Here is a 21,576-nt window from a genome sequence, read left to right on the forward strand (position 1 = left end):
TAAACACTAAAACCAATTATTATGTTAAAAGAATTTAAAGATTTTATTATGACCGGCAACGTGGTCGATTTGGCTGTTGCGGTAATTCTAGCAGGTGCTGTAGGTCTTGTGGTTACAGGATTCACAAATGATATGATTATGCCTATTGTTGGTCATTTTGCTGGTGGGATGGACTTCGCAGACCTAAAGTACGTCTTGGACGCTGAGGTTATTGATGCCGAAGGAGAAATAGTTAAACCCGAAAATGCGATTCTATGGGGTAAATGGGTAAACACCCTAATTAACCTTGTAATTGTTGGTTTTGTGCTGTTTATGATGGTACGAGCCTATGCAAAAACTAAAAAGAAAAAAGAGGAAGCGCCAGCTCCAGACCCAGGACCATCTGAAAAAGATATTTTAATGGAGATTCGCGATGCACTTAAGAAATAGTAATTTCTGATTGTTTTCAGCGTTATCGTAGCTAAGAATATAACCTTATGACGAAAAACCTGAGAAATTTTGGAATTACATTGTTGCTGTTTACATTTTCATTGTCCTACGCAGGCGAAAAAACAATAGTTATTGACGTAAGCCACGGCGGAAAAGATGATGGCATTGCAATAGACGGATTTAAGGAAAAAGACCTTGCTTTTGAGATTGCATTAAAAATAGCAGCATTGAACACGGCTGACGATGTAAAAATTGTATTAACCCGCGAAGGAGACTATTTTGTCCCCCTAAAAGATAGGGTGGAGCAGATAAACACCCTAAACCCGGATTATGTTATTTCACTTCATATTAACTCAAGTGAAGATACAAGCTTAAATGGGTTCGATTTTTTTGTCAGTGCTGACGCTGCTTTAAACAAAGAGTCAAAGGATTTTGCGCAAAAGGTTGAAACTTCTATTGCTAGAGAATTTCGGAGCAACGGAGTAAAAAATGCAAATTTTTACATTTTAAAGAATGTAGCCGCACCAGTTACACTAATAGAAATGGGCTTTTTAAGCAATCCTGACGATCACAAAATACTGACCTCAGTTGCTGGGCAAAATAAAATTGCAGAAGCCATTTATAATATAATAAAATAGCGCCCCGGTTTAATCGGGAAAATCACCGCTACACCTTGAATTAACTCTAAAACCCCCCTTAGTTTTCTGCTAGGGAGGGTTCTTTTTTGCTTTTTATTTAGAAGTATTCGCTCAGCAAAGCTTAATTTTACAGTTTAGAAAATCCGCTATGCGCTTCACAAAAAATTTAGCGTATATAGTGGTTAAAATTACAGAATATGAAATTAGCCTTAGTTGGTGCCACCGGTATGGTTGGCGAAGTTATGTTAAAAGTTTTAGCAGCGCGCAATTTCCCTGTTGATGAATTGCTTGTAGTTGCTTCAGAAAGATCGGTTGGTAAGGAAGTCTATTTTAAAGACACGCCCCATACGGTAATTGGTCTAGAAGAGGCACTTGCCCAAAAACCAAACATCGCTCTTTTTTCTGCCGGGGGAAGCACTTCGTTAGAATGGGCGCCAAAATTTGCCGCGGCCGGAACCACGGTTATAGACAATTCCTCTGCCTGGCGTATGGATCTAGACAAAAAATTGATTGTTCCAGAGATAAACGCTCATTTACTGACCAAGGACGATAAAATAATCGCTAACCCTAATTGCTCAACAATTCAATTGGTAATGGCCTTGGCACCACTTCACAAAAAATATAAAATGAAACGTGTGGTTGTTTCAACCTATCAATCGGTTTCTGGCACTGGCTTAAAAGCGGTTCAGCAGATGGAAAACGAAATGGCCGGCATAAAAGGCGAAATGGCCTACCCATATCCCATTCACAAAAATGCCCTACCCCACTGCGATGTTTTTGAGGATAACGGCTACACCAAAGAAGAAATGAAACTGGCGCGAGAACCACAAAAAATTCTTGACGATCGCACATTTTCGGTAACAGCCACAGCCGTTCGAATTCCAACAGCTGGAGGCCATAGTGAAGCGGTAAACGTAGAATTTGAAAATGATTTTACACTTAGCGATGTTCGGCTCATGCTACACCAAACTCCTGGCCTTAAGCTCCAGGACAATATCGATACCAATACCTACCCTATGCCAATTTATGCCCACAATAAAGATGAAGTTTTTGTAGGAAGAATTCGCCGGGACGAAACACAGCCAAACACTTTAAATATGTGGATTGTAAGCGACAACCTACGGAAAGGAGCTGCTACCAACACCATACAGATTGCAGAATATTTGGTGGCCAATGCACTCCTGTAAATTGTTTTTTTATTCCTGACGTAGATAACGTAGTGCTTAGGCAAATAATCTTAAGTTCAATAAACAGACCAAATACATTGAAAACATTCCTGAGTTTTTAAAAACAACAGACCAAACATCTGCTGTAAAATAGCCAGGCAATGAATATTAAACAGTATTACTCTTAAAATTTTAAAGGTATTATTGTTTAAAGGCTTAGTTATTTTCATTATCTTTAATGACTAACTAAAAAATTTGGCCTATGAAATCTACTTTTACAACAATACTAAGAGTTGTTTTGGGTTTAGGCTTACTCTTTTTTGGATTGAGTAAACTAATTCATTTCAATTTTTTACCAACACATATTTACACAGGTGACGAAGCGCTCTTGATGGAGATACTCAGTAATTCGGGTTATCTTTTAAAAGCTATAGGAGTGTTCGAAATACTTATTGGCTTAATGCTAATACTCGGTAAATGGGTGCCTTTTGCATTAATTTTATTAGCACCTATTTCCGTCAATATTTTATTATACCACGTGTTTACAGGTAAGCCCGGCTTTATTCCTGCAATAATAGTTATCGCATTAAACGTTGTTTTAATCTACAAGCATTGGAAGGCTTACAGACCTTTATTCCATTGAAAGTAAAGACTTTCATTACAATTAAAGGCTTCCACAATGGAGGCCTTTTTTACATGCTACAATATCAACATTTAACTTAAAATCAGTACATTTGCTTCTCTCAAAAACCAAATCACATTTTATGAAGTTTTCAATTATCCCTGCAGTCCTAATCCTTACGTTGGTTGGCTGTAAAGAAGAATCTAAAAAAGAGGCAAGTTCATTGAACTATCCACAAACCAAACAAGTTGATACCGTTGACACCTATTTTGGCGAGGAGGTAAAAGATCCTTACCGTTGGCTGGAAGATGATCGCAGCGATGAAACTGCAGCTTGGGTAAAAGCCGAAAATGAAGTAACACACGACTATTTAAATAAAATACCCTTTCGCGAAGACCTAAAAAACCGACTTTCAGACCTTTGGAATTACGAAAAAGTAAGTGCACCATTTAAAGAAGGAGACTACACTTATTTTTATAAAAATGACGGTCTTCAAAACCAATATGTGATCTATCGCTATAAAACTGGGGAAAATCCAGACTCGGCAGAAGTATTTCTAGACCCTAACACCTTTAAGGAAGATGGCACTATTTCATTAGGCTCAGCCAGTTTCTCTAAAGATGGAAGCCAACTTGCTTATAGTATTTCTGAAGGTGGAAGCGACTGGAGAAAAGTACTTTTAATGAATACCGAAACTAAAGAACTTGTTGGTGATACCTTACACGACATAAAATTTAGCGGCCTTTCTTGGAAAGGAGAAGAAGGATTTTATTACTCTAGTTATGATAAGCCAGAGGGAAGTGAGCTTTCGGCTAAAACAGATCAACACAAAGTGTATTATCATAAAGTAGGAACGCCACAAAGTGAAGACAAAGTAGTTTTTGGTGCAACACCCGAAGAAAAGCACCGTTATGTTGGCGCTACTGTAACCGAAGACAACAATTATTTAATAATTTCGGCTAGTATTTCCACATCGGGGAACAAGCTTTTTATAAAAGATCTAACGAAGCCAGATTCAAAGTTCATTACAGTTTTAGACAATACCGACACTGATACCGCAGTGCTTGAAAACGTTGGTTCCAAACTCTATATTGTTACCAATAGAAATGCACCAAACAAGAAAGTGGTTACCGTAGATGCCACTAACCCAACACCCGAGAACTGGAAAGACCTAATTCCTGAAACCGAAAATGTACTTACACCAAGCACTGGTGGAGGTAATATTTTTGCCAATTATATGGTAGATGCAGTTTCAAAAGTAAAGCAATACGATTACGATGGTAATTTAATTCGTGAGGTAGAACTTCCAGGCGTAGGTTCTGCAGGTGGCTTCGGAACGAAAAAAGAAGAAAAGGAGCTGTACTACTCCTTTACAAACTACGTAACTCCAGGAAGCATCTATAAGTATGACATTGAAAATGGTACTTCTGAGTTATTTATAAAACCTGAAATAGACTTTAACCCAGACGATTTTGAAAGCCAGCAGGTTTTTTACACTTCAAAAGATGGAACAAAAGTTCCAATGATTATTACCCACAAAAAAGGACTGAAAATGGACGGTAAAAACCCAACGATCCTTTATGGTTATGGCGGGTTTAATATTAGCCTTACTCCAAGTTTCAGTATTGCAAATGCAGTTTGGATGGAACAAGGTGGTGTTTATGCCGTTCCAAACCTACGCGGTGGCGGTGAGTACGGTAAAAAATGGCACGATGCAGGTACTAAAATGAACAAGCAAAATGTTTTTGACGATTTTATAGCTGCAGGTGAATATTTAATTGAGAACAACTTCACTTCAAGCGACTATCTTGCAATTCGCGGAGGATCTAATGGTGGTTTATTGGTTGGCGCTACCATGACGCAAAGACCAAACCTAATGAAAGTTGCCCTACCAGCTGTAGGTGTGTTAGACATGCTTCGTTATCATACATTTACTGCTGGCGCTGGATGGGCTTATGACTATGGCACCGCAGAAGACAGTGCAGAAATGTTTAAATACTTAAAAGGTTATTCTCCACTTCACAATGTAAAAGAAGGAGTAGAATATCCTGCTACTTTAATTACCACTGGCGATCATGACGATAGAGTTGTACCGGCACATAGCTTTAAATTTGCAGCCGAGCTACAGGCAAAACAAGCTGGAAGCAATCCCGTGCTTATTAGAATTGAAACCGACGCAGGTCACGGCGCAGGAACACCAGTGAGCAAAACCATTGAGCAATACGCCGATATTTTCGGATTCACCCTCTATAATATGGGGTATGAAAATTTACCAAATAATGCTAAATAAAACGCAATCTTGTTTTGTTAGGAGTACAAACTTGCTACACTAACTTAGAACCAAGGTTAGGCAATCAACATGTAGCTTTAATAATAGCAAAAGTCCCGCTAATTTAGCGGGACTTTTTACGTTTTCAATTTAACTTATTACTCAGTTTTCTAAATGTTTTTTTAGGGTTTTTATTTTCATAAAGAATAGCATAAACCGCATTTATTATTGGGGTCTTTGCTTTTTTCTTTCCTTTTTGCTGGTTTAGATTATACGCACTCTTTGTGGCGTAATATCCTTCAGCGATCATGTTCATTTCCAATTGGGCACTTTTAACCGTGTAGCCCTTTCCTATCATTGTTCCGAAAGTTCTGTTTCTACTAAAAATAGAATAACCCGTAACCAAGAGATCGCCCAAATAAGCCGAATCGTTTATATCGCGTTTCATTTTATGGACTTTTTTTACATATTTCTTCATCTCTCTAATGGCGTTGCTCATCAACACACTTTGAAAATTATCGCCATATCCTAGTCCGTGGGCAATTCCTGCAGCAACTGCATAAATATTCTTCAGTACAGCGGCATATTCAATTCCAAGTACATCGTCGCTGGTGGTACAATTAATATAGTCGCTGCTCAGTACATCTACCACAGTATTAGCTTTTTCAGTATCGGCACTAGCTATGGTGAGGTAAGAGAGTCTTTCCAACGCCACTTCTTCAGCGTGGCAAGGCCCCGAAATAACACCAATATTATTAAAAGGCACCTTGTAATGCGTATTAAAGTGATCGCCAACTATCAAACTGGTTTCAGGAACAATTCCCTTTATGGCAGAAAAAATAACCTTATTATCTAAAGGTACCGTCAATTTATCAAGCTCCTGGTGTAGGAATGCAGAGGGAATTACAAAAATAAGATATTCTGCATCCGCAACCACCTCATTGATATCATTACTGAGCTTCAACTGGTTTAAGTTAAATTCAACCGAACTTAGATAGTTTGGGTTATGGCGATGCTCCTTTATAAACGCTATAGCTTCTTCACTGCGCATATACCAGCCCACTTGATCTAGATTCTCGCACAGCATTTTTACAATTGCTGTCGCCCAGCTTCCACCGCCAAAGACTGCAAATTTTGGTTTTTCTGACATTTATTTAATTTAGAAGTTCAATTTTTCCACAAAACACTAAAATAGCTTTTATTCTAAAATTATAGTGTTCTCTCTACACGGGTTTAGCTTTCCTAAAACCTTCGTTCCCTATACATTGTAAAGGAAACAATTAAACCATTACTTCAAAAGTACACAAATACTTCTAAAAGATTTAACAGTAGCTTAAGAATGGAGATACAATCTTTAATTGCTCGCTGCCGTTATTACGGCTGATTGTTGAGATAAAGTTTGAAATCAATACGAATGAAGTTTCAATGATTTTGGTTGGTTATTTAGTTAGAACCGCTCTTTGGGTTTATTCTCAACGGGCGGTTTTTATTTGTAGAAGTTCATCTCATCTATATACTTCCAGACCTTCGGCGAAACCATAGGCCGAATATTCTTTGCAGCTTTAACCCCTTTTCGTATAAAGGTTGAGGAAAGTTCAATTATAGGGGCATCTACTTTTTGAATTTTTTCGTGATTGTCAAACTGAGTTGCAACAACACCTTCAGAAATACGAGGATAAACGTAGATTGAATATCGGTCTAAAATCACCTCGTAATTTTTCCATTTATGAAGACTTTTTAGGTTGTCCTCACCCATAATTAAGCAAAAGTTTTTCTTTGGATATTTTTCCTCGAGGTAAGCCAACGTATCCACGGTATAGTTGGGTTGTGGTAACCTAAACTCAATATTACTCGCGTGCAACTTTTCAAAATCTTCCACGGCTTTTTCTACCATTGCTAAGCGATGATAGTCTTCTAATAGCGATTTCTTTTTCTTATGCGGGTTATGTGGTGTAATTACAAACCAAACCTCATCCAAATCGCTATATTCTACCATATAATTAGCTATAATCAAATGCCCAGTATGTATGGGGTTGAATGTTCCGAAGTATAGCCCTATTTTTTTCATATGCTTTTGATTTTGCATATTACACATTTATTATTTTACAAAGCCTGCTACTAATTCATGGGCTTCAGCAAGTGCAGTTTCCAAATCATGGTTTTTAATAATATTGTCAAACTGCGGTGCCGTTGCTAGCTCAACCGAAGCTTTTGCAATACGCATATTAATACGCTCATCGCTCTCGGTCTTTCGTTTTTTAAGTCTAATTTTAAGCTCATCAATACTAGGTGGTTTAACGAAAACAGCTAAAGTTTTATCGGGAAACTTCTTTTTAATACGAAGTCCACCAGCCACATCAATATCAAAAATTACATTCTTACCATGACTCCAAATTCGTTCTACCTCGGTTTTTAACGTACCATAAAAATTATCGCGGTACACTTCTTCCCACTCGAGAAAATCACCATCTTTTATGTGCTGTTTAAAATCTTTTAAAGAGATGAAGTAATAATTCTCCCCGTGTTTTTCATCGCCGCGAGCCTCGCGGGAAGTACAAGAAATAGAAAATTCTAAATTGAGGTCTTCCTGCTTTAGCAAATGCTGAACAATTGTTGTCTTGCCACTTCCGGAAGGTGCCGAAAACACTATTAATTTTCCTCCTGCCATCTAAAGTACATTTAATGCTTGTTCCTTAATTTTTTCGAGCTCGTCCTTCATTTGAATCACTACTTGCTGCATTGGAGCATAATTGGCCTTACTGCCAATGGTGTTGATTTCTCGCCCAATTTCTTGGGTAATAAATCCTAATTTTTTTCCGTTGGAATCTTTTGAGCTAAGCGCCTGTTCAAAATAGTCCAAATGGTTTTTAAGTCGAACTTTTTCTTCCGTAATATCGTATTTTTCCAAGTAATAGATTAGTTCCTGCTCAAACCGGTTTTCATCTACTTTTTCCTTTATATCGGCAACCGCCTTACGGAGTCGTTCTTTTACCGCATCCATTCGTTCCGGATCTAGCGTAACCACCTCATCCAGCAAATTCGAAATATTTTTAGAACGCGCTAAAAAATCCTGCTCTAAAACGTTTCCTTCATCAGCTCTGTATTGGTTAATGGCTTCCAGTGCTTTTTCAATTCCGTTTAAAATAGCATCGTATTCTTTTTCATCAATTTCTTCGCGCTCGGTTTTTAGAGCATCTGGCATTTTTACCGCCATTTTTAAAAGCTCTACAGGATCACCGTTAACTACATCTGCCAATTGTGCAATATATTGTTTTACCGCTCCCTCATTCAATTTTGTTGTAACATTTTCGCCGGTTACCTCAATATAAAGCGAAAGATCAACTTTTCCTCTATGCAGTGACTTTGCAAGTAAATCGCGTATTTCAAGCTCTTTTTCACGATATGCAGAAGGTACGCGCGCGTTGAGGTCTAGCCCTTTGCTGTTAAGCGACTTTATTTCAATAGTAATGGTTTTGGACGGCAGTTGAACAACTTCTTTGCCGTATCCGGTCATGGATTGGATCATATTCCTGTTTTTATGAGCGCAAAGGTAGTAAAATAGTCCGTAGTGAAGCGTGGATAACAACCGCTGATTATTAAGTTATTAATTCACTCAAAAACGATGTTGTTCTCACTTCACTATAATACATTTTATTTGTTTTATGAAAACCTACATGCCCACCATACTTGGGCGTTTCAAGATAAATATTCCTAAATTCTGAAGCCAATTGGGTTGGGTAACATGCCGCTGAAAGAAAAGTATCGTTTTTAGCGTTTAAAATGTAAACGGGTATTTTAATATTTGGAAGAAATTGAAGACTGCTATTCTTTTCATAATAATCAAACGCATCTTTAAAACCATGGGCTGGCGCAGTATAAATATTGTCAAAAGCAAGGAGCGAAGTGATTTTGTTATAATCGGAACGCGTCATCATTTTAGGGAAATCCTCCATTTTCACTTTAGTCTTTTTCCGAAGGTTTTTCAAAAATGAACTTCGATAAACCCAATTTTCAAATTTGCTCAATGCTTCCAAAGAGCCTCTTAAACTTAATGGTGTTGAAATTGAAACCCCCATTTTTATTTCCTTCGGAATAGAATTCCGTTCGCCCAGATATTTTAAAAGTAAATTTCCGCCTAAGCTAAAGCCCACTAGGGCAATTTGGCTGTATTTGTCTCTTTCCAACACCGTGTTGATTACCGCTTCCAGATCGTCTGTTTTACCGGCGTTATACGATTTATATAAAACATTTGCCTCGCCGCTACAACCTCTAAGATTGACTGCAGTAATGTCCCAGCCCGCATCATTTAATGCTTTTGCTTGCCCTTTCATGTAAGTACGTTGTGCATTACCTTCTAACCCGTGTAGTAGGATTGCAACCTTATGCGATGGTTTTTTAGCAAAAGACCAATCAATGTCCAAGAAATCACCATCAGACAGGAATATGCGTTCCCGCTCTTGTACCAAGACAGGAGAAGGCCTAAGTTTAGCCGAATAAATAGTTGCAATATGGGCATTCCTAAAAATTGACGGCGGATTAAAAGTGCTAGGAATTAATGGCATAATTAAACAGGGAATAAATGTGAACCAGCTTAAAATAACAGCAATTATAGTGTCTCAGGGAAATATTTAACAGAAACTAAACAAATTTACTATGCTTGCATAACAAAAGTAATTTAAATTTGTAAAAAAAATTAAGGATGTACACAAAACAATTTGAAATTCGCTGGAGTGATGTTGATGCCAATCGTCACCTACGCAATAGCGCCTATATAGATTACATGAGCCACACGCGAATGAGCTTTTTATTGGAGAACGGTTTGGATCAAAGCCATTTGGCAAAATACGATCTAGGCCCTGTGGCCTTTTACGAACACATGTATTATTTCCGTGAGGTATTTCCAGGGAAACCAGTTCGCGTATCGCTTCAATTAAAAGGAATTTCGGAAGATGGTATGTATTTTCAGTTTCTTCACAATTTCTATGACGAAAAAGGTAAAAACTTTGCGCGCTGCGAAATGATGGGCGGATGGATTAACTTAAAAGAACGCAAGCTTGCCGGGCTTCCACAAGAACTTTTAGCCAATTTTGACGCTGTTGAACGAACAGATGATTTTAAAATCCTTACAAAAGAAGACACCCGAAAATACAGCGAGCGTCCTAAAGATTTAGCTGAATCCTAAACGTTAAAAGCTTTTAGGCTATAGCAAAATCAATGGCTCTATGTTGTTTCAAGGGGTAATCTTTTTCAAAGATCAAAATTTTATAAGTACTGTTTGGGCCTAGTAAAAGTTTACGTAAAAAATGATCCGCGATAGTTATCGGGAGAGTGGAGGATTAAGCAAACTAGCGCCAGCCGCTCAGATAATTTTAATCTTAGCGATATTAAAACAATAACTATTTTGAACGAACAAATGTGAGCCTTTAGTTTGCGCGGCAACGAGGGAAATTTTTAGTAAAGTTTTGCTCAGCCTAGCCTTTTACTTGCATACGACGAGTGGGGCACGAATGAGAGTAATGCACACGTTTTTTTGGCAATGAAAAAAATGAACAATTATATTTACATGATTCAATTTTAACGGTTAGACCTATTTTTATTAATAAAAATTAATCTACCCACTATATTCAACATAGAACCAAATCAATTTGCACGAATAGATTCTTTTGCAGCTGCAACGGTTTTTGCACTGCTACCAATAAATATTTCGTCATTATTTACAATAACGGGACGCTTTAAGAAGGTATAGTGCTCTAAAATCAGGTTTTTGTAATCTTGCTCTAAAAGCTTTTCGTTTTTTAGGTTTCGCTCCCTATATAATTTCGCTCTTCGGCTAAATAGATCTTCATAACTGTTGGTCACATTGAACAGTTCATCCAACTCTTTTTCAGTAATGCCTTGCACCTTGATGTCCTGTTTAATGAAAGAAGACGGAATATCAATTTCCTTCATTACTCTTTTGCAGGTGTCACAACTCGATAAATAATATACTTTTTGCATACTGTAAAATTAGTCAATACTTAAGAAAGGCTCCGCTTCTTTTAGGGCTATTTTCAATTCAATAGGGCCATCGGCATAACTAGCAATATCGTATTGGTTGTAGATAAATATTAAACTATCTTTTGTAAATCCTGTACTTTCGGGCAAATAAAATTTATCATCTTCAAACCAATATCCAGTAGCATTTATAGATTCTTCGTCGCCAATATGTTGCTGTTTTCGGAATTTCTTTTCTGCAAAATTGGTTAACTCCTCTTTATTGACAAATAGCTGGTTTTGGGTAAGCTCATTGCCCGTTTCAGGATCAATATTTAAAAACGAAGTAGTGCCATAGCCATGAGCGCCACCCGTGTATAGATATTGAATCAATTCAAAACAAATATGCTTGGGCGTTGTATAAATTTCATTGACAGCAATTTCAGCAAAATATTCACCTGCCATATCTGGAAACTCTGCCTTATCCGCCCTATACGCTTTTACAAAATCTGAAGCCGCCTCATTAATAGTTTTGGCCGTAGGGATACTATCCTCACCCATTAATAATGTGCTAAAGATAAAATCATCAAGCTTTTTATTTATTTTTTCTGAAATTTTTTCGTTCCCAAAAACCTCAACATAATTGATTGTAATTTCTGGGCATTCATTATTCTGGCAAATAGAAAGCTCTTTTTCGGTAAAGCTTTGTGCAGCAATCTCAATGTCTTTTTCTTCGTTACAACTTACAAAAAGTACGGTAATAAAGAAAAGGAGCGTAAATTTATGATTCATATAGTAAGAAAAATAATTAATTAGTTACCGCTAGTGAAACGGTTACATTTGTTTTTCAAAAGTAACAACTTTAAAATCGGCGATTGTGAAAGTTATATTAAATCGTAAATTATAGCTCAAAGGCAAAGCCTATAATTGCTCTTTTTATAACGGCAATATCATTCGTAAAATATAACCTATGAAATTCAACACAAAAACTATACACGGTGGGCAAGACAATATAGATCCAGCCTATGGTTCGGTAATGCCACCAATTTATCAAACCACTACTTATTCGCAAACTACGCCTGGAGGCCATAAAGGTTTTGACTATTCGCGTAGTGGAAACCCAACCCGTGCTGCGCTAGAACGAAATTTGGCAAGTATTGAAAATGGTGAATTCGGAATTGCATTTGGCAGTGGTCTAGCCGCAATAGATGCTATTATGAAACTACTAAAGCCCGGTGATGAAGTAATTTCAACAAACGATATTTACGGCGGAACCTATCGCTTGTTTACTAAAATTTTTGAAGGCTTTGGCATCAAGTTTCACTTTATAGGAATGAAAAATACCGATAAAATTGAAACTTATATAAACAAAAACACCAAGCTCATTTGGGTAGAAACACCAACCAACCCAATGATGAATATTATTGACCTAAAAAAGGTTACCCATATTGCCAAAAAGCACAGCATACTGCTTGCGGTTGACAATACGTTCGCCACTCCATACCTACAACAACCCTTAAATATAGGAGCCGACATTGTTATGCACAGTGCCACAAAATACCTTGGCGGCCATAGTGATGTAGTCATGGGGGCTTTAGTTGTAAAAGATGAAAGACTTGCAGAAAAACTATATTTTATCCAAAAGGCAAGTGGCGCCATTTGCGGCCCACAAGATAGTTTTCTGGTATTACGCGGTTTAAAAACCCTACATATACGTATGCAGCGCCATTGTGAAAATGGAAAAGCAGTGGCACATTATTTAGCGCAGCATCCAAAGATTGAAAAAGTGTATTGGCCTGGTTTTGAAAGCCATTCCAATTACAAAGTTGCCAAGGAGCAGATGAAGGACTTTGGTGGTATGATTTCCTTTGTACCTAAAGGAAGTAAATATAAAGAAGCTATTGCAATTATAGAAAACCTCAAAATATTTACTTTGGCCGAAAGCCTTGGTGGGGTAGAAAGCCTTGCAGGGCATCCTGCCAGTATGACCCACGCCAGCATCTCAAAAAAAGACCGGGAAAAGGTAGGCATTGAAGATGCGCTAATCCGCTTATCTGTAGGCATTGAAGATATTGATGACCTAATTGCCGATTTAAAGCAGGCGATTGGCTAGGTTTTAAAAGATTAACTAGGTATGTTTAATTTATATACATTAGTGTCCGACAAAGATGTACGACCGCTTCGCTAGATGACTAACGACGTACGACTAGAATTGTAAAGTCTTGATAATTATGTTAATTCCGTTATACATATTTTTAAAATGTTTATCCTTTATTGGAATCTCAATAGCAAGGTGTTATATTTTAATATTATTCTAAAAGCTTACTATTGTTGAAACAAGTGGTTTTTTAATTATTTTAATCGGACACTACTAATTTATATAATAAATATACCCAACAGTCAACCAATATATCCAATCGTTAGACTTATTCTCGGGAACGGGGCGCATTCCATTATTTTCTTCGGTTGGGTTAAGCCCATCAACATAATCTGAAAAATAGTACTGCCAACGACCTTCGAGCATCAAGTCAGTAAACTTACTTAGTTTATAACGCAAACCCACACCTCCTACTAAGGCAGCGGTAGAGCCAGCATTTTTTTGAAATGAATTGTAATATTTATCTGGTGTCGTGATTGGGGTATTTAACCCTCCCATTGTAGAAGAAACCTCTGGATTAAAATACACATAATGCATTCCTAAGCCCAAAAAAGGCATCCATCTGTTCCCGTTCGCCTGAAAGTCGCGAATACTCATTGGGTAATATTCAAGCTGTGCGCCAATTTCAACCACTAAAACAGAACCCCTCATAGCTCGAAGTTGGTCTGCGAATAATGAGGTTTTGTCAGGACTTACCCAACGTCCATAATGCTCTAGCTCGGTTTGTTGATAATTAATTTCAGTCCTTATCTTAAAATGGTCATTAAAATACGAATATCTATTGTAGATATTAAAATCATTCGAATAAACAAAATTGAGATAATGCACTATCCCAACCCCATAACCAACGTTGTTTGAGTTGGTCTCAAAGTTTTTTCGTTGCCCAAAATCGGAGTAAAAAACAACCGGACCCGCTATTACTCCAATTTCATGTGAAAAATCAAATTGCCCAAAAGCCTCTTGTTTTGAAAAAAACAAGAGTAAAAACACCATTAATAAGAATTTGGTATTCATTATTAGGGAAAGTTTAGCTTTTAACATCGCAAATATATAAAATCATATTTAGCACGTGAATTTAATACTTCTATTTCAATAATTGATAAAAAACACGAATTAGATTTAAGAAAAGCAGATATTTATTGATAATATTCTACACAAAATAGGGTTTATCCAATAATTTTAGCATCAAATATTAGCTTTAACATCTCAACAAGAACGATATAAAGAAAACATTACAAAATCTAAAAAAAAACCACTTGCCTCAATGGTAAATTATTAGGACAGCGATTAATAACACCGAATTTAGAGCCTTTTTTAAGAAAAAACCAATCTATAATTAAAAGAGATTGCATATTGGTATAGGCATTTTACTTCCTAATACTGCAATAAATAGTATTTTCGTGTGTTAATAAACAAAACCAATTTTATATGAAGTGGTTGGCCAATGCTTTCCTTTTTTTGATCCCGTTATTGGTGACTTCCCAGAATTTTGAAGATCGCTGGACGGGTCACTTCTCGTATGTTTCCGTAAAAGATATTTCACATGGAAACAATAAGGTATATGTAGGTGCAGAAAATGCTGTATTTAGCTATGACATTTCAACCTTGGAAATCACAACCCTTTCAACCATAAATGGGCTTTCAGGCGAGTTTATTTCCAGTATTCATTACAGCCAAGAATATAAGTTGTTGATCATTGGTTATGAAAACGGGTTGATGGATGTTGTGCGGGAAAATGAGGAGGACATTTTGAAAGTTGTTGATATCTTTGAAAAACAGACCATCCCACCCAATAAAAAACGCATCAATAACTTTGATGAACACAATGGCAAACTATACATTGCCACCCAATACGGAATTTCAGTTTACGATCTAGAGCGTCTTGAATTTGGCGACACCTATTTTATTGGTGACGGCGGAGGACAAATAAACATTTTACAAACTATTGTTCAAGAACCCTATATTTTTGCTGCGAGCAAAGGCAATGGAATGCGCAGGGCAATGGTTGATGACGATGATTTAATAGATTATAGAAACTGGACCACCATCATTAACGGAGGCTTTCGGGCTGTTGGGCAAGTAGGTTCTGAGCTTTATGCTTCCAACAGATCAAATACCGTGTTGCGTTTTACCCCAGAAGGCAATACTACAGCGGTGGAAAGCTATAGCTCAAATATCCAAAAATTTAGGGCTGCTGATAATTTACTAACCATTACAACAACCAACGCCGTATACTCCTATTCCGAAGGCTTTATTGAAGAAGCTTCGGCAACAAGTATTCAAGAATTTGATTTAAATCTGGAGGCTGGTTATGGTTTCGGCAATAATTTATATTTAGGAACCAAGGAAGACGGACTCTTAATTGTTCCCTTTGGAAGTACGCTTCCCACACAAGTGCTACCAAATGGCCCTATAATGAACTCGCCCTTTGCCATTGATGCTTCTCCTGGACAATTATGGGTGAGTTTTGGAGAAGTAGATGTTGATTATAACCCATACCCACTCTCGCCAAATGGAATTAGCCATTTAAAAGATACGATTTGGACCAATACCTCATACGAGGATTTGAGTCTGGCTGTTGGCGGAGAACCAACAGATCTGGTAAAAGTATCTATAAATCCTGAAAATTTTGATGAGGTTTATATGAGTTCCTATGAAAAGGGGCTTTTAAAAATTGTGGAAGGCACTCCTACGGTTTTGTACAACGAAACCAACAGTGCGTTAGAAAAAGCTTTCCTCGGAAGTAATGACGCCGGAATTAGACTTTACGGCTCCCAGTTTGACAAGCAAAATAACTTATGGTTTGCACAAAGTAGAATAAACGAAGGAATCATTAAGTTAACCCCTAACGGGCAGTTTCAAAAGTTTGATGTGTCAAGTATCATCAATGCCGAAAACGAAATTGCTTTAACAGACTTGGTGGTGACTCGGGGTAATAATATTTTTGTGGGTACCTATAAAAACGGTTTAATTGGTTATAACACCAACACCAATACCTTCAATAAAATGGGGAAAGGACAAGGGGCTGGTAATTTACCTTCTACCAAGGTAAAAACCATTGCCGTTGACGCCCAAAACAGATTATGGATTGGTACTCTCAAGGGGTTACGGGTACTTTACAGCCCTGGAAGTTTTTTTGAGCAAGGCGTAGTTCCAGAATCCCAAGCTATAATCATACTTGAAAATGGCGTAGCGCAAGAATTATTATACGAGCAATCTGTTACCGATATTGAAGTGGATGGCTCTAATAATAAATGGATTGCCACGGCCACTTCTGGTGTTTTTTACCTATCGCCCAATGGTCAGGAAACCTTGATGCGCTTTACAAAAGATAATTCGCCTTTACCCACTAATAATGTGCAAGACATTGCTATAGATCCGTTTACCGGAGTTGTATATTTTGCAACCACCCATGGTCTTGTTGCCTATAAAGGCACTGCCACGGCACCTGGTGATAATCTAGACAACCTACATGCTTTTCCTAATCCAGTGCGTCCAGAGTTTAACGGAAATGTTACCATTGACGGCCTTACCGCTAAGGCGAATGTAAAAATAACCGACATTACTGGGAATTTGGTTTTTGAAGAAACTTCGCAAGGTGGGAGCGTTCTTTGGGATACTACAGCCTTTGGAAAATACAAGGTGCAATCTGGAGTTTATTTAGTTCTGGTTACTACCGATGACAGTATGGAAACGAAGGTTTCAAAAATAATGATTATTCGCTAATGCTTGTCGCTACCAATGCTATCGTTTTTTCGGCTTTAAAATATTCAGAAGCAGATCTTATTGTATGTTGCTACACGGAAGCTGTAGGAATTAAAAGCTATTTGTTGCGCGGCATACTAAAGTCTAAAAAAGGAAAGTTAAAATCATCGTACTTTCAACCCCTTACCCAACTGGAGCTAATAGCAAATCATAAAAACAAGGGAAGCCTAGAGTATATTAAGGAAGCCAAGGTTTTTGATCCATATAAAACCCTTCATACAAATATTGTAAAGACAGGCTTGGTTCTATTTTTATCTGAAATGCTAAAGAATACAATCAGAGAAGAGGAACCTAATAAAACCTTGTATGCATTTTTGAAAAATTCTTTTAACTGGCTTGACCAAAGTGAAGAAGTTGCAAATTTCCACATCCTCTTTTTATTGCAGCTCAGTATGTATCTGGGCTTTTATCCCGATGCTTCAAATATTGAGAATAAATATTTCAACATAATGGAAGGAGGCTTTCAGTCTTCAAAAACCAGTAACTATTGTATAGAAGGTACTCAAGTAGAAAACTTTAAGCATTTTTTCAATGTAGATTTAGAAACTCTCAACACCATTAAGCTTTCCAAAACAGCGCGTCAAAATGTATTAGATTTAATGCTTTCGTATTACAGCTTTCACGTGCAAGGATATAGAAAGCCAAAATCGCTCGCTGTGCTTAATCAGCTATTCTCATAGTCAATACCATAAACGTTCCAGAGAAAAAAATTCAGCTAACATATTGTTAAGGCAGAAGGAAGTTTGGGCAACATTCATTAATTTATAGGTAAATCGTAAATTATGAAAACAAATAGACTATCAAAATCCATTGCAGACATTTTAAATAAACAGGTAAAAAAAGAAGGTGAAGCTGCGCAAATATACCTTGCTTATGCTATTTGGGCCGACAGCGAAGGTTATGCAGGAGTCTCAGATTTACTTTTTAGGCATTCTGGAGAAGAGCGTGACCACATGATGAAGGTTATTCAATACATCCAAGAGCGCGGAGGAAGAGCTAAAATCACTGCCCTCTCAGCCCCGCCAGAAAATCCAAAAAACCTTCAGGAATGCTTCGAAAAAATTTTTCAGCACGAAGTTGATAACACCACAGCCATATATGAAATCGTGAGTCTTTCGCATGAAGAAAAAGATTGGGCTACCTGGAATTTTGGCCAGTGGTTTGTAAAAGAGCAAATAGAGGAAGAAACGCTGGTAATGGATTTATTGGATAAGCTTAAAGTTGCCGGTGGTTCTAAAGCCACAAGCGAATCATTGCTGTATTTAGACAGCCAAATTGGTCAAAAAGAAGACGAGGCTGAGCTTGCTAGAAACGCAGATGTGGAGAATCCATAAAACTTTTAAAGCGCGAGTTGCAAGTGTTCGTAAACATTGTTGCCAAGCTGTTTTTTACCAGTACTTTCAAATCCCAATGCCGAATATAATTTTTTGGCTTTGGGGTTTTCAAAATCGACCAACAAGCCTATTTTTTTATGGTTTTCGTTTTTTGATTGGGCAATTGCAGCAGCTATTAGTTTTCTGCCAATTCCCTTGCCTTGATTATTTGGCAAAACGCTAACCGTATCTATATAAACCTCATCTGGTACTGTTTCGTCTTCAATCACTAGATTTCTCACATCGTAGTTTTTAGCGATGTATGCTAAAAAAGGTTTTCGATATTTTGGAAGTAAGGCGCCATCATAAAATGTTATGGAACCGATTACTTTTTCACCTTCTTCATATACCAAAGTATGCTCATAGCTGTATTGATTGGCTGTTTCCTGAAAAAAATGTTCAAATAATGGGTATGTATCTGCAATTGTAGAAGCATTGGTAAAAGTACATGCCAGATCTTCCATAGCCTGCACAATTAACGGCGCTACTTGCTTAAAATCTTCCAGACGGGCTGGCCTTATATTTTTTGTTCTTTCCATTTCCATAGTTGCAAAATTATGAAGTTCCTCAATTTAAAAGACAACAAAAGTATAACAGTTTCTTATGACAGACTTCCATATCAAAAAAATATTTTCATTAAAAAATAGTCGTATCCTACTCAGATTTACGATCGCTACTCTGAAAGACGTAAGACTTGACTCTTAACAGATTGACAATTAGTGGTCTATGTTGATTTGAGTGGTGTTTTTTAAAACAGATATGTTTTTCCTCTTATAAAGCCTTCACTTTATTTCGATTATATTCGAGCTTATCAAACTTAACCCCTTTGGGCTTATTAGTGAATTTTACTATTAGTCCACAATGGAATACGTTGACGGAATTTAATTTTAACAACCCTAAATAAACACAGTGCCGTGTGGGGTGGATATTGCAATTTAGAAAGAACCCTGAAGTGGATTCAATTTTAAAATATAATAATTGGATGTCCAAAGACAGAATGCTGGGGAGACTTTTTAATATACGGTTTCTAAGCTGCTATTGTTGGTGATTTCACCCTGCATAAGCGGGTAGAAATCCATAACATTATCAATGCCATCAAGAAAGCATAAAACTTCAACCGTGGAACACAATCCATTAAACAAAGTCTCTTTGGAAGTGGGATTTTTCGGTTTTGGATTTTTATGATTTAACGGAAGCATATAGCCACATCCCTTTAAAAATGCAGTTTCAATTTTTAAAAGCTCCAAGGGCGTATAACCGTGAAACGTTCTACCTAGATTTTGATGTACCAAACCCACATAATTTAACTGTAACGAGCCGTGACCATCACTAAGGTGTTTCCACGTATCGGTATTGTTACAAATATTACCAACAGCACAGTTATTACTACATTCTGCATTTAAGGTGCCGTTATGAAATGCAGTATAGAGTTTATTTAATGCCTCATCCAGTCTTTTTGTGGTTTTCATCTTCCATCCTTTTAATCTCCTATGAAATTACTAAATGTATGGAAGAAGTCAAGGGAATTTTAGATTTTTTTGGCAAAACGAAGCAGTAGTGAAGCCTTTTAAGTTACTAAAATAAGGTGCTTAGCCCTTTATTCGCTTCTCTTAAAATCTAAATCTTGAAAATCATAGCTGAAATCTGTCAACGGAGAGATCGGGCTCATCGTGAAACCATTGGCCTTTCCTTCGGTATCTAAGCTAAAAGTAACAAATGCATCTGCCTTTAGGGAAGGATCGTTCCAACGAACCGCATAGGTTGTACCTTTATAAAAAGTCATAGTTCCAGTTAAATCGGAAAGTTTTTCAGCTCTAAAGTGAAGTTTTTTGTTCGGGTTACTGATTATTACATCGCCAAACCAAGGATCGGTAAACGTACCAACATAATTAGCTTGGTCTGGTTTAGGAGCTTTGCTCTTCAGTTGGGCGGCAAGGTCACTTTCCACAGCAGAAACAATGCTATCTGCTTTGCGTTCTCCTGCCAAGCGACGTTCGTTGTATTGTTTTACCCTGTTTTTATCCTTTATACCAAAATACCCATCTTTTATAGTATTTGTAACAGCCCTAAACGCAGAACCGCTCTGTTGATTGGTAAGAACGATTATTCCCAAATCTAGTTCTGGAATCATGGTTACCTGACTTACAATTCCCAACAAGCCGCCGGTGTGGGTTGCTTGAAAATAACCATTTACATCGCTTAAAAAATAGCCTAAGCCATAGGCAGAAAAGTGTGTGTTATAAGGCCCTCTCCCCGATCGTAATATGGTTTGAGGCGTCCACATTTCGCGAAGTACTTTTTTGCTAAAAAGGCTATCCTTCAATTGGGCACCGTATTTTCCCTCATTCAGTTGGGCTTCTACCCACTTGCTCATATCGTTGATAGACGCATAGATTCCGGCTGCTGGCGTAGCAATTTGCGTAAAGGTATATCCGGTAATTTCCAGTTTTCCATCTACTGGGGCGTGGCCGTCAATTCTATTGTTATCTGCTTCTATTTTAGGAATAGAAAGTAAGGAACGGTTCATGCCAAGCGGATTAAAGAAGTTGTCCCTAATATAATCGTCGTAAGATTGCTCAGAAACACGGGCAACTATTTCGCCAGCAATGATATAGAGCAAATTGTCATAATCAAACTTTGAGCGGAAAGAAGATACGGGTTTTAAATACCTCATGTTATGTATCATTTCTGGTAACGTTGTGGTGTTTGATGCCGGAAAAACCATTAAATCGCCCGCGCCAAGACCCAAACCACTTCTATGGGTAAGAAGATCCCGCACCGTAAATTGGCTGGTTACATAAGCATCATATAGCTTAAATTCAGGAATAATGTCGTTTACCTTTGTATCCCAAGTGAGTTTTCCTTGGTCAATAAGTTGCCCAAGTGCTGCAGCAGTAAATGCTTTGGTGTTTGAGGCTACTCCAAAAAGTGTGTTTTCATTTACTTCGGCATTTGTTTTTTGAGAGCGTACACCATAGGTGTTTTTATGATAGATTTTCCCGTCTTTTAAAACCGCCACTGCCATTCCTGGAACGTCAAAGGTTTTCATGGTTTTTTCAACCAGACTGTCAATTTGTGTACTACTCAAAGCTTGCGAATAAGCCGAGAAATTAAATAATAGAACAGAAAGAAATAGAAGTAAGATTTTGGTAGGAAAGGTTTTCATAAATGTAGATTTTGTAA

At 37.4% G+C, this 21,576-nt stretch carries 21 protein-coding genes; 10 read left to right on the forward strand and 11 right to left on the reverse strand.

Annotated elements, in window-relative coordinates; genetic code table 11:
* Positions 1–21 precede the first annotated feature (21 nt).
* The 5 genes from mscL (at position 22) to QPK98_RS10610 (ending at position 5,145) form a co-directional block, all read left to right on the forward strand.
* Entirely contained in the window at positions 22–429 is a 408-nt protein-coding gene (mscL, locus tag QPK98_RS10590; RefSeq protein WP_310993295.1) for a large conductance mechanosensitive channel protein MscL, read from the forward strand.
* 47 nt (positions 430–476) lie between these two features.
* On the forward strand, positions 477–1,067 hold the full coding sequence (locus tag QPK98_RS10595; protein ID WP_310993297.1) for an N-acetylmuramoyl-L-alanine amidase family protein: 591 nt from the start codon (positions 477–479) through the stop codon (positions 1,065–1,067).
* A 197-nt stretch (positions 1,068–1,264) separates the two neighbouring features.
* A complete protein-coding gene (locus QPK98_RS10600; RefSeq protein WP_310993298.1) occupies positions 1,265–2,254 on the forward strand; it encodes an aspartate-semialdehyde dehydrogenase in 990 nt (329 codons plus the stop codon).
* 241 nt (positions 2,255–2,495) lie between these two features.
* Complete coding sequence (locus tag QPK98_RS10605; RefSeq protein ID WP_310993299.1) at positions 2,496–2,876, forward strand: DoxX family membrane protein; 381 nt, start codon at positions 2,496–2,498, stop codon at positions 2,874–2,876.
* A gap of 121 nt (positions 2,877–2,997) precedes the next feature.
* Entirely contained in the window at positions 2,998–5,145 is a 2,148-nt protein-coding gene (locus QPK98_RS10610) for a prolyl oligopeptidase family serine peptidase (RefSeq protein WP_310993301.1), read from the forward strand.
* A 124-nt stretch (positions 5,146–5,269) separates the two neighbouring features.
* On the opposite strand, the gene QPK98_RS10615 is transcribed toward QPK98_RS10610, so the two are convergent.
* From QPK98_RS10615 to QPK98_RS10635, 5 genes are all read right to left on the reverse strand, one after another.
* Entirely contained in the window at positions 5,270–6,274 is a 1,005-nt protein-coding gene (locus QPK98_RS10615; protein WP_310993302.1) for an NAD(P)H-dependent glycerol-3-phosphate dehydrogenase, read from the reverse strand.
* Positions 6,275–6,610: 336 nt separating this feature from the next.
* Positions 6,611–7,192: a nicotinate (nicotinamide) nucleotide adenylyltransferase gene (gene nadD / locus QPK98_RS10620; RefSeq protein WP_310993303.1), complete on the reverse strand. Its 582-nt coding sequence runs from the start codon at positions 7,190–7,192 to the stop codon at positions 6,611–6,613.
* Positions 7,193–7,222: 30 nt separating this feature from the next.
* Entirely contained in the window at positions 7,223–7,792 is a 570-nt protein-coding gene (gene gmk, locus QPK98_RS10625) for a guanylate kinase (RefSeq protein WP_310993304.1), read from the reverse strand.
* Positions 7,793–8,650: a YicC/YloC family endoribonuclease gene (locus tag QPK98_RS10630; protein WP_310993305.1), complete on the reverse strand. Its 858-nt coding sequence runs from the start codon at positions 8,648–8,650 to the stop codon at positions 7,793–7,795.
* Between the two features lie 70 nt (positions 8,651–8,720).
* Positions 8,721–9,686: a YheT family hydrolase gene (locus tag QPK98_RS10635; protein ID WP_310993307.1), complete on the reverse strand. Its 966-nt coding sequence runs from the start codon at positions 9,684–9,686 to the stop codon at positions 8,721–8,723.
* Positions 9,687–9,823: 137 nt separating this feature from the next.
* Here QPK98_RS10635 and QPK98_RS10640 point away from each other — a divergent pair, with 137 nt between their 5' ends.
* Complete coding sequence (locus QPK98_RS10640) at positions 9,824–10,306, forward strand: acyl-CoA thioesterase (protein ID WP_310993308.1); 483 nt, start codon at positions 9,824–9,826, stop codon at positions 10,304–10,306.
* A gap of 458 nt (positions 10,307–10,764) precedes the next feature.
* Here the strand turns inward: QPK98_RS10640 and QPK98_RS10645 are convergent, their stop codons facing one another.
* On the reverse strand, positions 10,765–11,121 hold the full coding sequence (locus QPK98_RS10645) for an arsenate reductase family protein (RefSeq protein WP_310993309.1): 357 nt from the start codon (positions 11,119–11,121) through the stop codon (positions 10,765–10,767).
* A gap of 9 nt (positions 11,122–11,130) precedes the next feature.
* On the reverse strand, positions 11,131–11,889 hold the full coding sequence (locus QPK98_RS10650; RefSeq protein WP_310993310.1) for a DUF3298 and DUF4163 domain-containing protein: 759 nt from the start codon (positions 11,887–11,889) through the stop codon (positions 11,131–11,133).
* Positions 11,890–12,067: 178 nt separating this feature from the next.
* Between QPK98_RS10650 and QPK98_RS10655 the strand changes: the two genes are divergently transcribed.
* Positions 12,068–13,210, forward strand: a complete 1,143-nt coding sequence (locus QPK98_RS10655; protein ID WP_310993311.1) for a cystathionine gamma-synthase — start codon at positions 12,068–12,070, stop codon at positions 13,208–13,210.
* 258 nt (positions 13,211–13,468) lie between these two features.
* Here the strand turns inward: QPK98_RS10655 and QPK98_RS10660 are convergent, their stop codons facing one another.
* Entirely contained in the window at positions 13,469–14,269 is an 801-nt protein-coding gene (locus QPK98_RS10660) for a THC0290_0291 family protein (protein WP_310993312.1), read from the reverse strand.
* 414 nt (positions 14,270–14,683) lie between these two features.
* Here QPK98_RS10660 and porZ point away from each other — a divergent pair, with 414 nt between their 5' ends.
* The 3 genes from porZ (at position 14,684) to QPK98_RS10675 (ending at position 18,354) form a co-directional block, all read left to right on the forward strand.
* Positions 14,684–16,981, forward strand: coding sequence for a type IX secretion system anionic LPS delivery protein PorZ (porZ, locus tag QPK98_RS10665; RefSeq protein ID WP_310993313.1), 2,298 nt, complete (start codon positions 14,684–14,686; stop codon positions 16,979–16,981).
* Entirely contained in the window at positions 16,981–17,700 is a 720-nt protein-coding gene (gene recO, locus QPK98_RS10670; RefSeq protein ID WP_310993314.1) for a DNA repair protein RecO, read from the forward strand. The genes porZ and recO overlap by 1 nt, the downstream gene beginning before the upstream one ends.
* A 102-nt stretch (positions 17,701–17,802) precedes the next feature.
* Positions 17,803–18,354: a ferritin gene (locus QPK98_RS10675; protein ID WP_310993315.1), complete on the forward strand. Its 552-nt coding sequence runs from the start codon at positions 17,803–17,805 to the stop codon at positions 18,352–18,354.
* 5 nt (positions 18,355–18,359) lie between these two features.
* Here QPK98_RS10675 and QPK98_RS10680 read toward each other — a convergent pair whose 3' ends face one another.
* The 3 genes from QPK98_RS10680 to QPK98_RS10690 all read right to left on the reverse strand — a co-directional run bounded on the left by QPK98_RS10680 (position 18,360) and on the right by QPK98_RS10690 (position 21,559).
* On the reverse strand, positions 18,360–18,932 hold the full coding sequence (locus QPK98_RS10680) for a GNAT family N-acetyltransferase (RefSeq protein ID WP_310993316.1): 573 nt from the start codon (positions 18,930–18,932) through the stop codon (positions 18,360–18,362).
* A 474-nt stretch (positions 18,933–19,406) separates the two neighbouring features.
* The gene (locus QPK98_RS10685) at positions 19,407–19,862 is read right to left on the reverse strand and encodes a Na(+)-translocating NADH-quinone reductase subunit F (protein WP_310993317.1); all 456 of its coding nucleotides are present in this window, start codon (positions 19,860–19,862) and stop codon (positions 19,407–19,409) included.
* A gap of 128 nt (positions 19,863–19,990) precedes the next feature.
* Positions 19,991–21,559, reverse strand: a complete 1,569-nt coding sequence (locus QPK98_RS10690; protein ID WP_310993318.1) for a serine hydrolase — start codon at positions 21,557–21,559, stop codon at positions 19,991–19,993.
* Positions 21,560–21,576 lie beyond the last annotated feature (17 nt).

Source organism: Aequorivita marina, from assembly GCF_031631895.2.
Lineage (GTDB): Bacteria > Bacteroidota > Bacteroidia > Flavobacteriales > Flavobacteriaceae > Aequorivita > Aequorivita marina.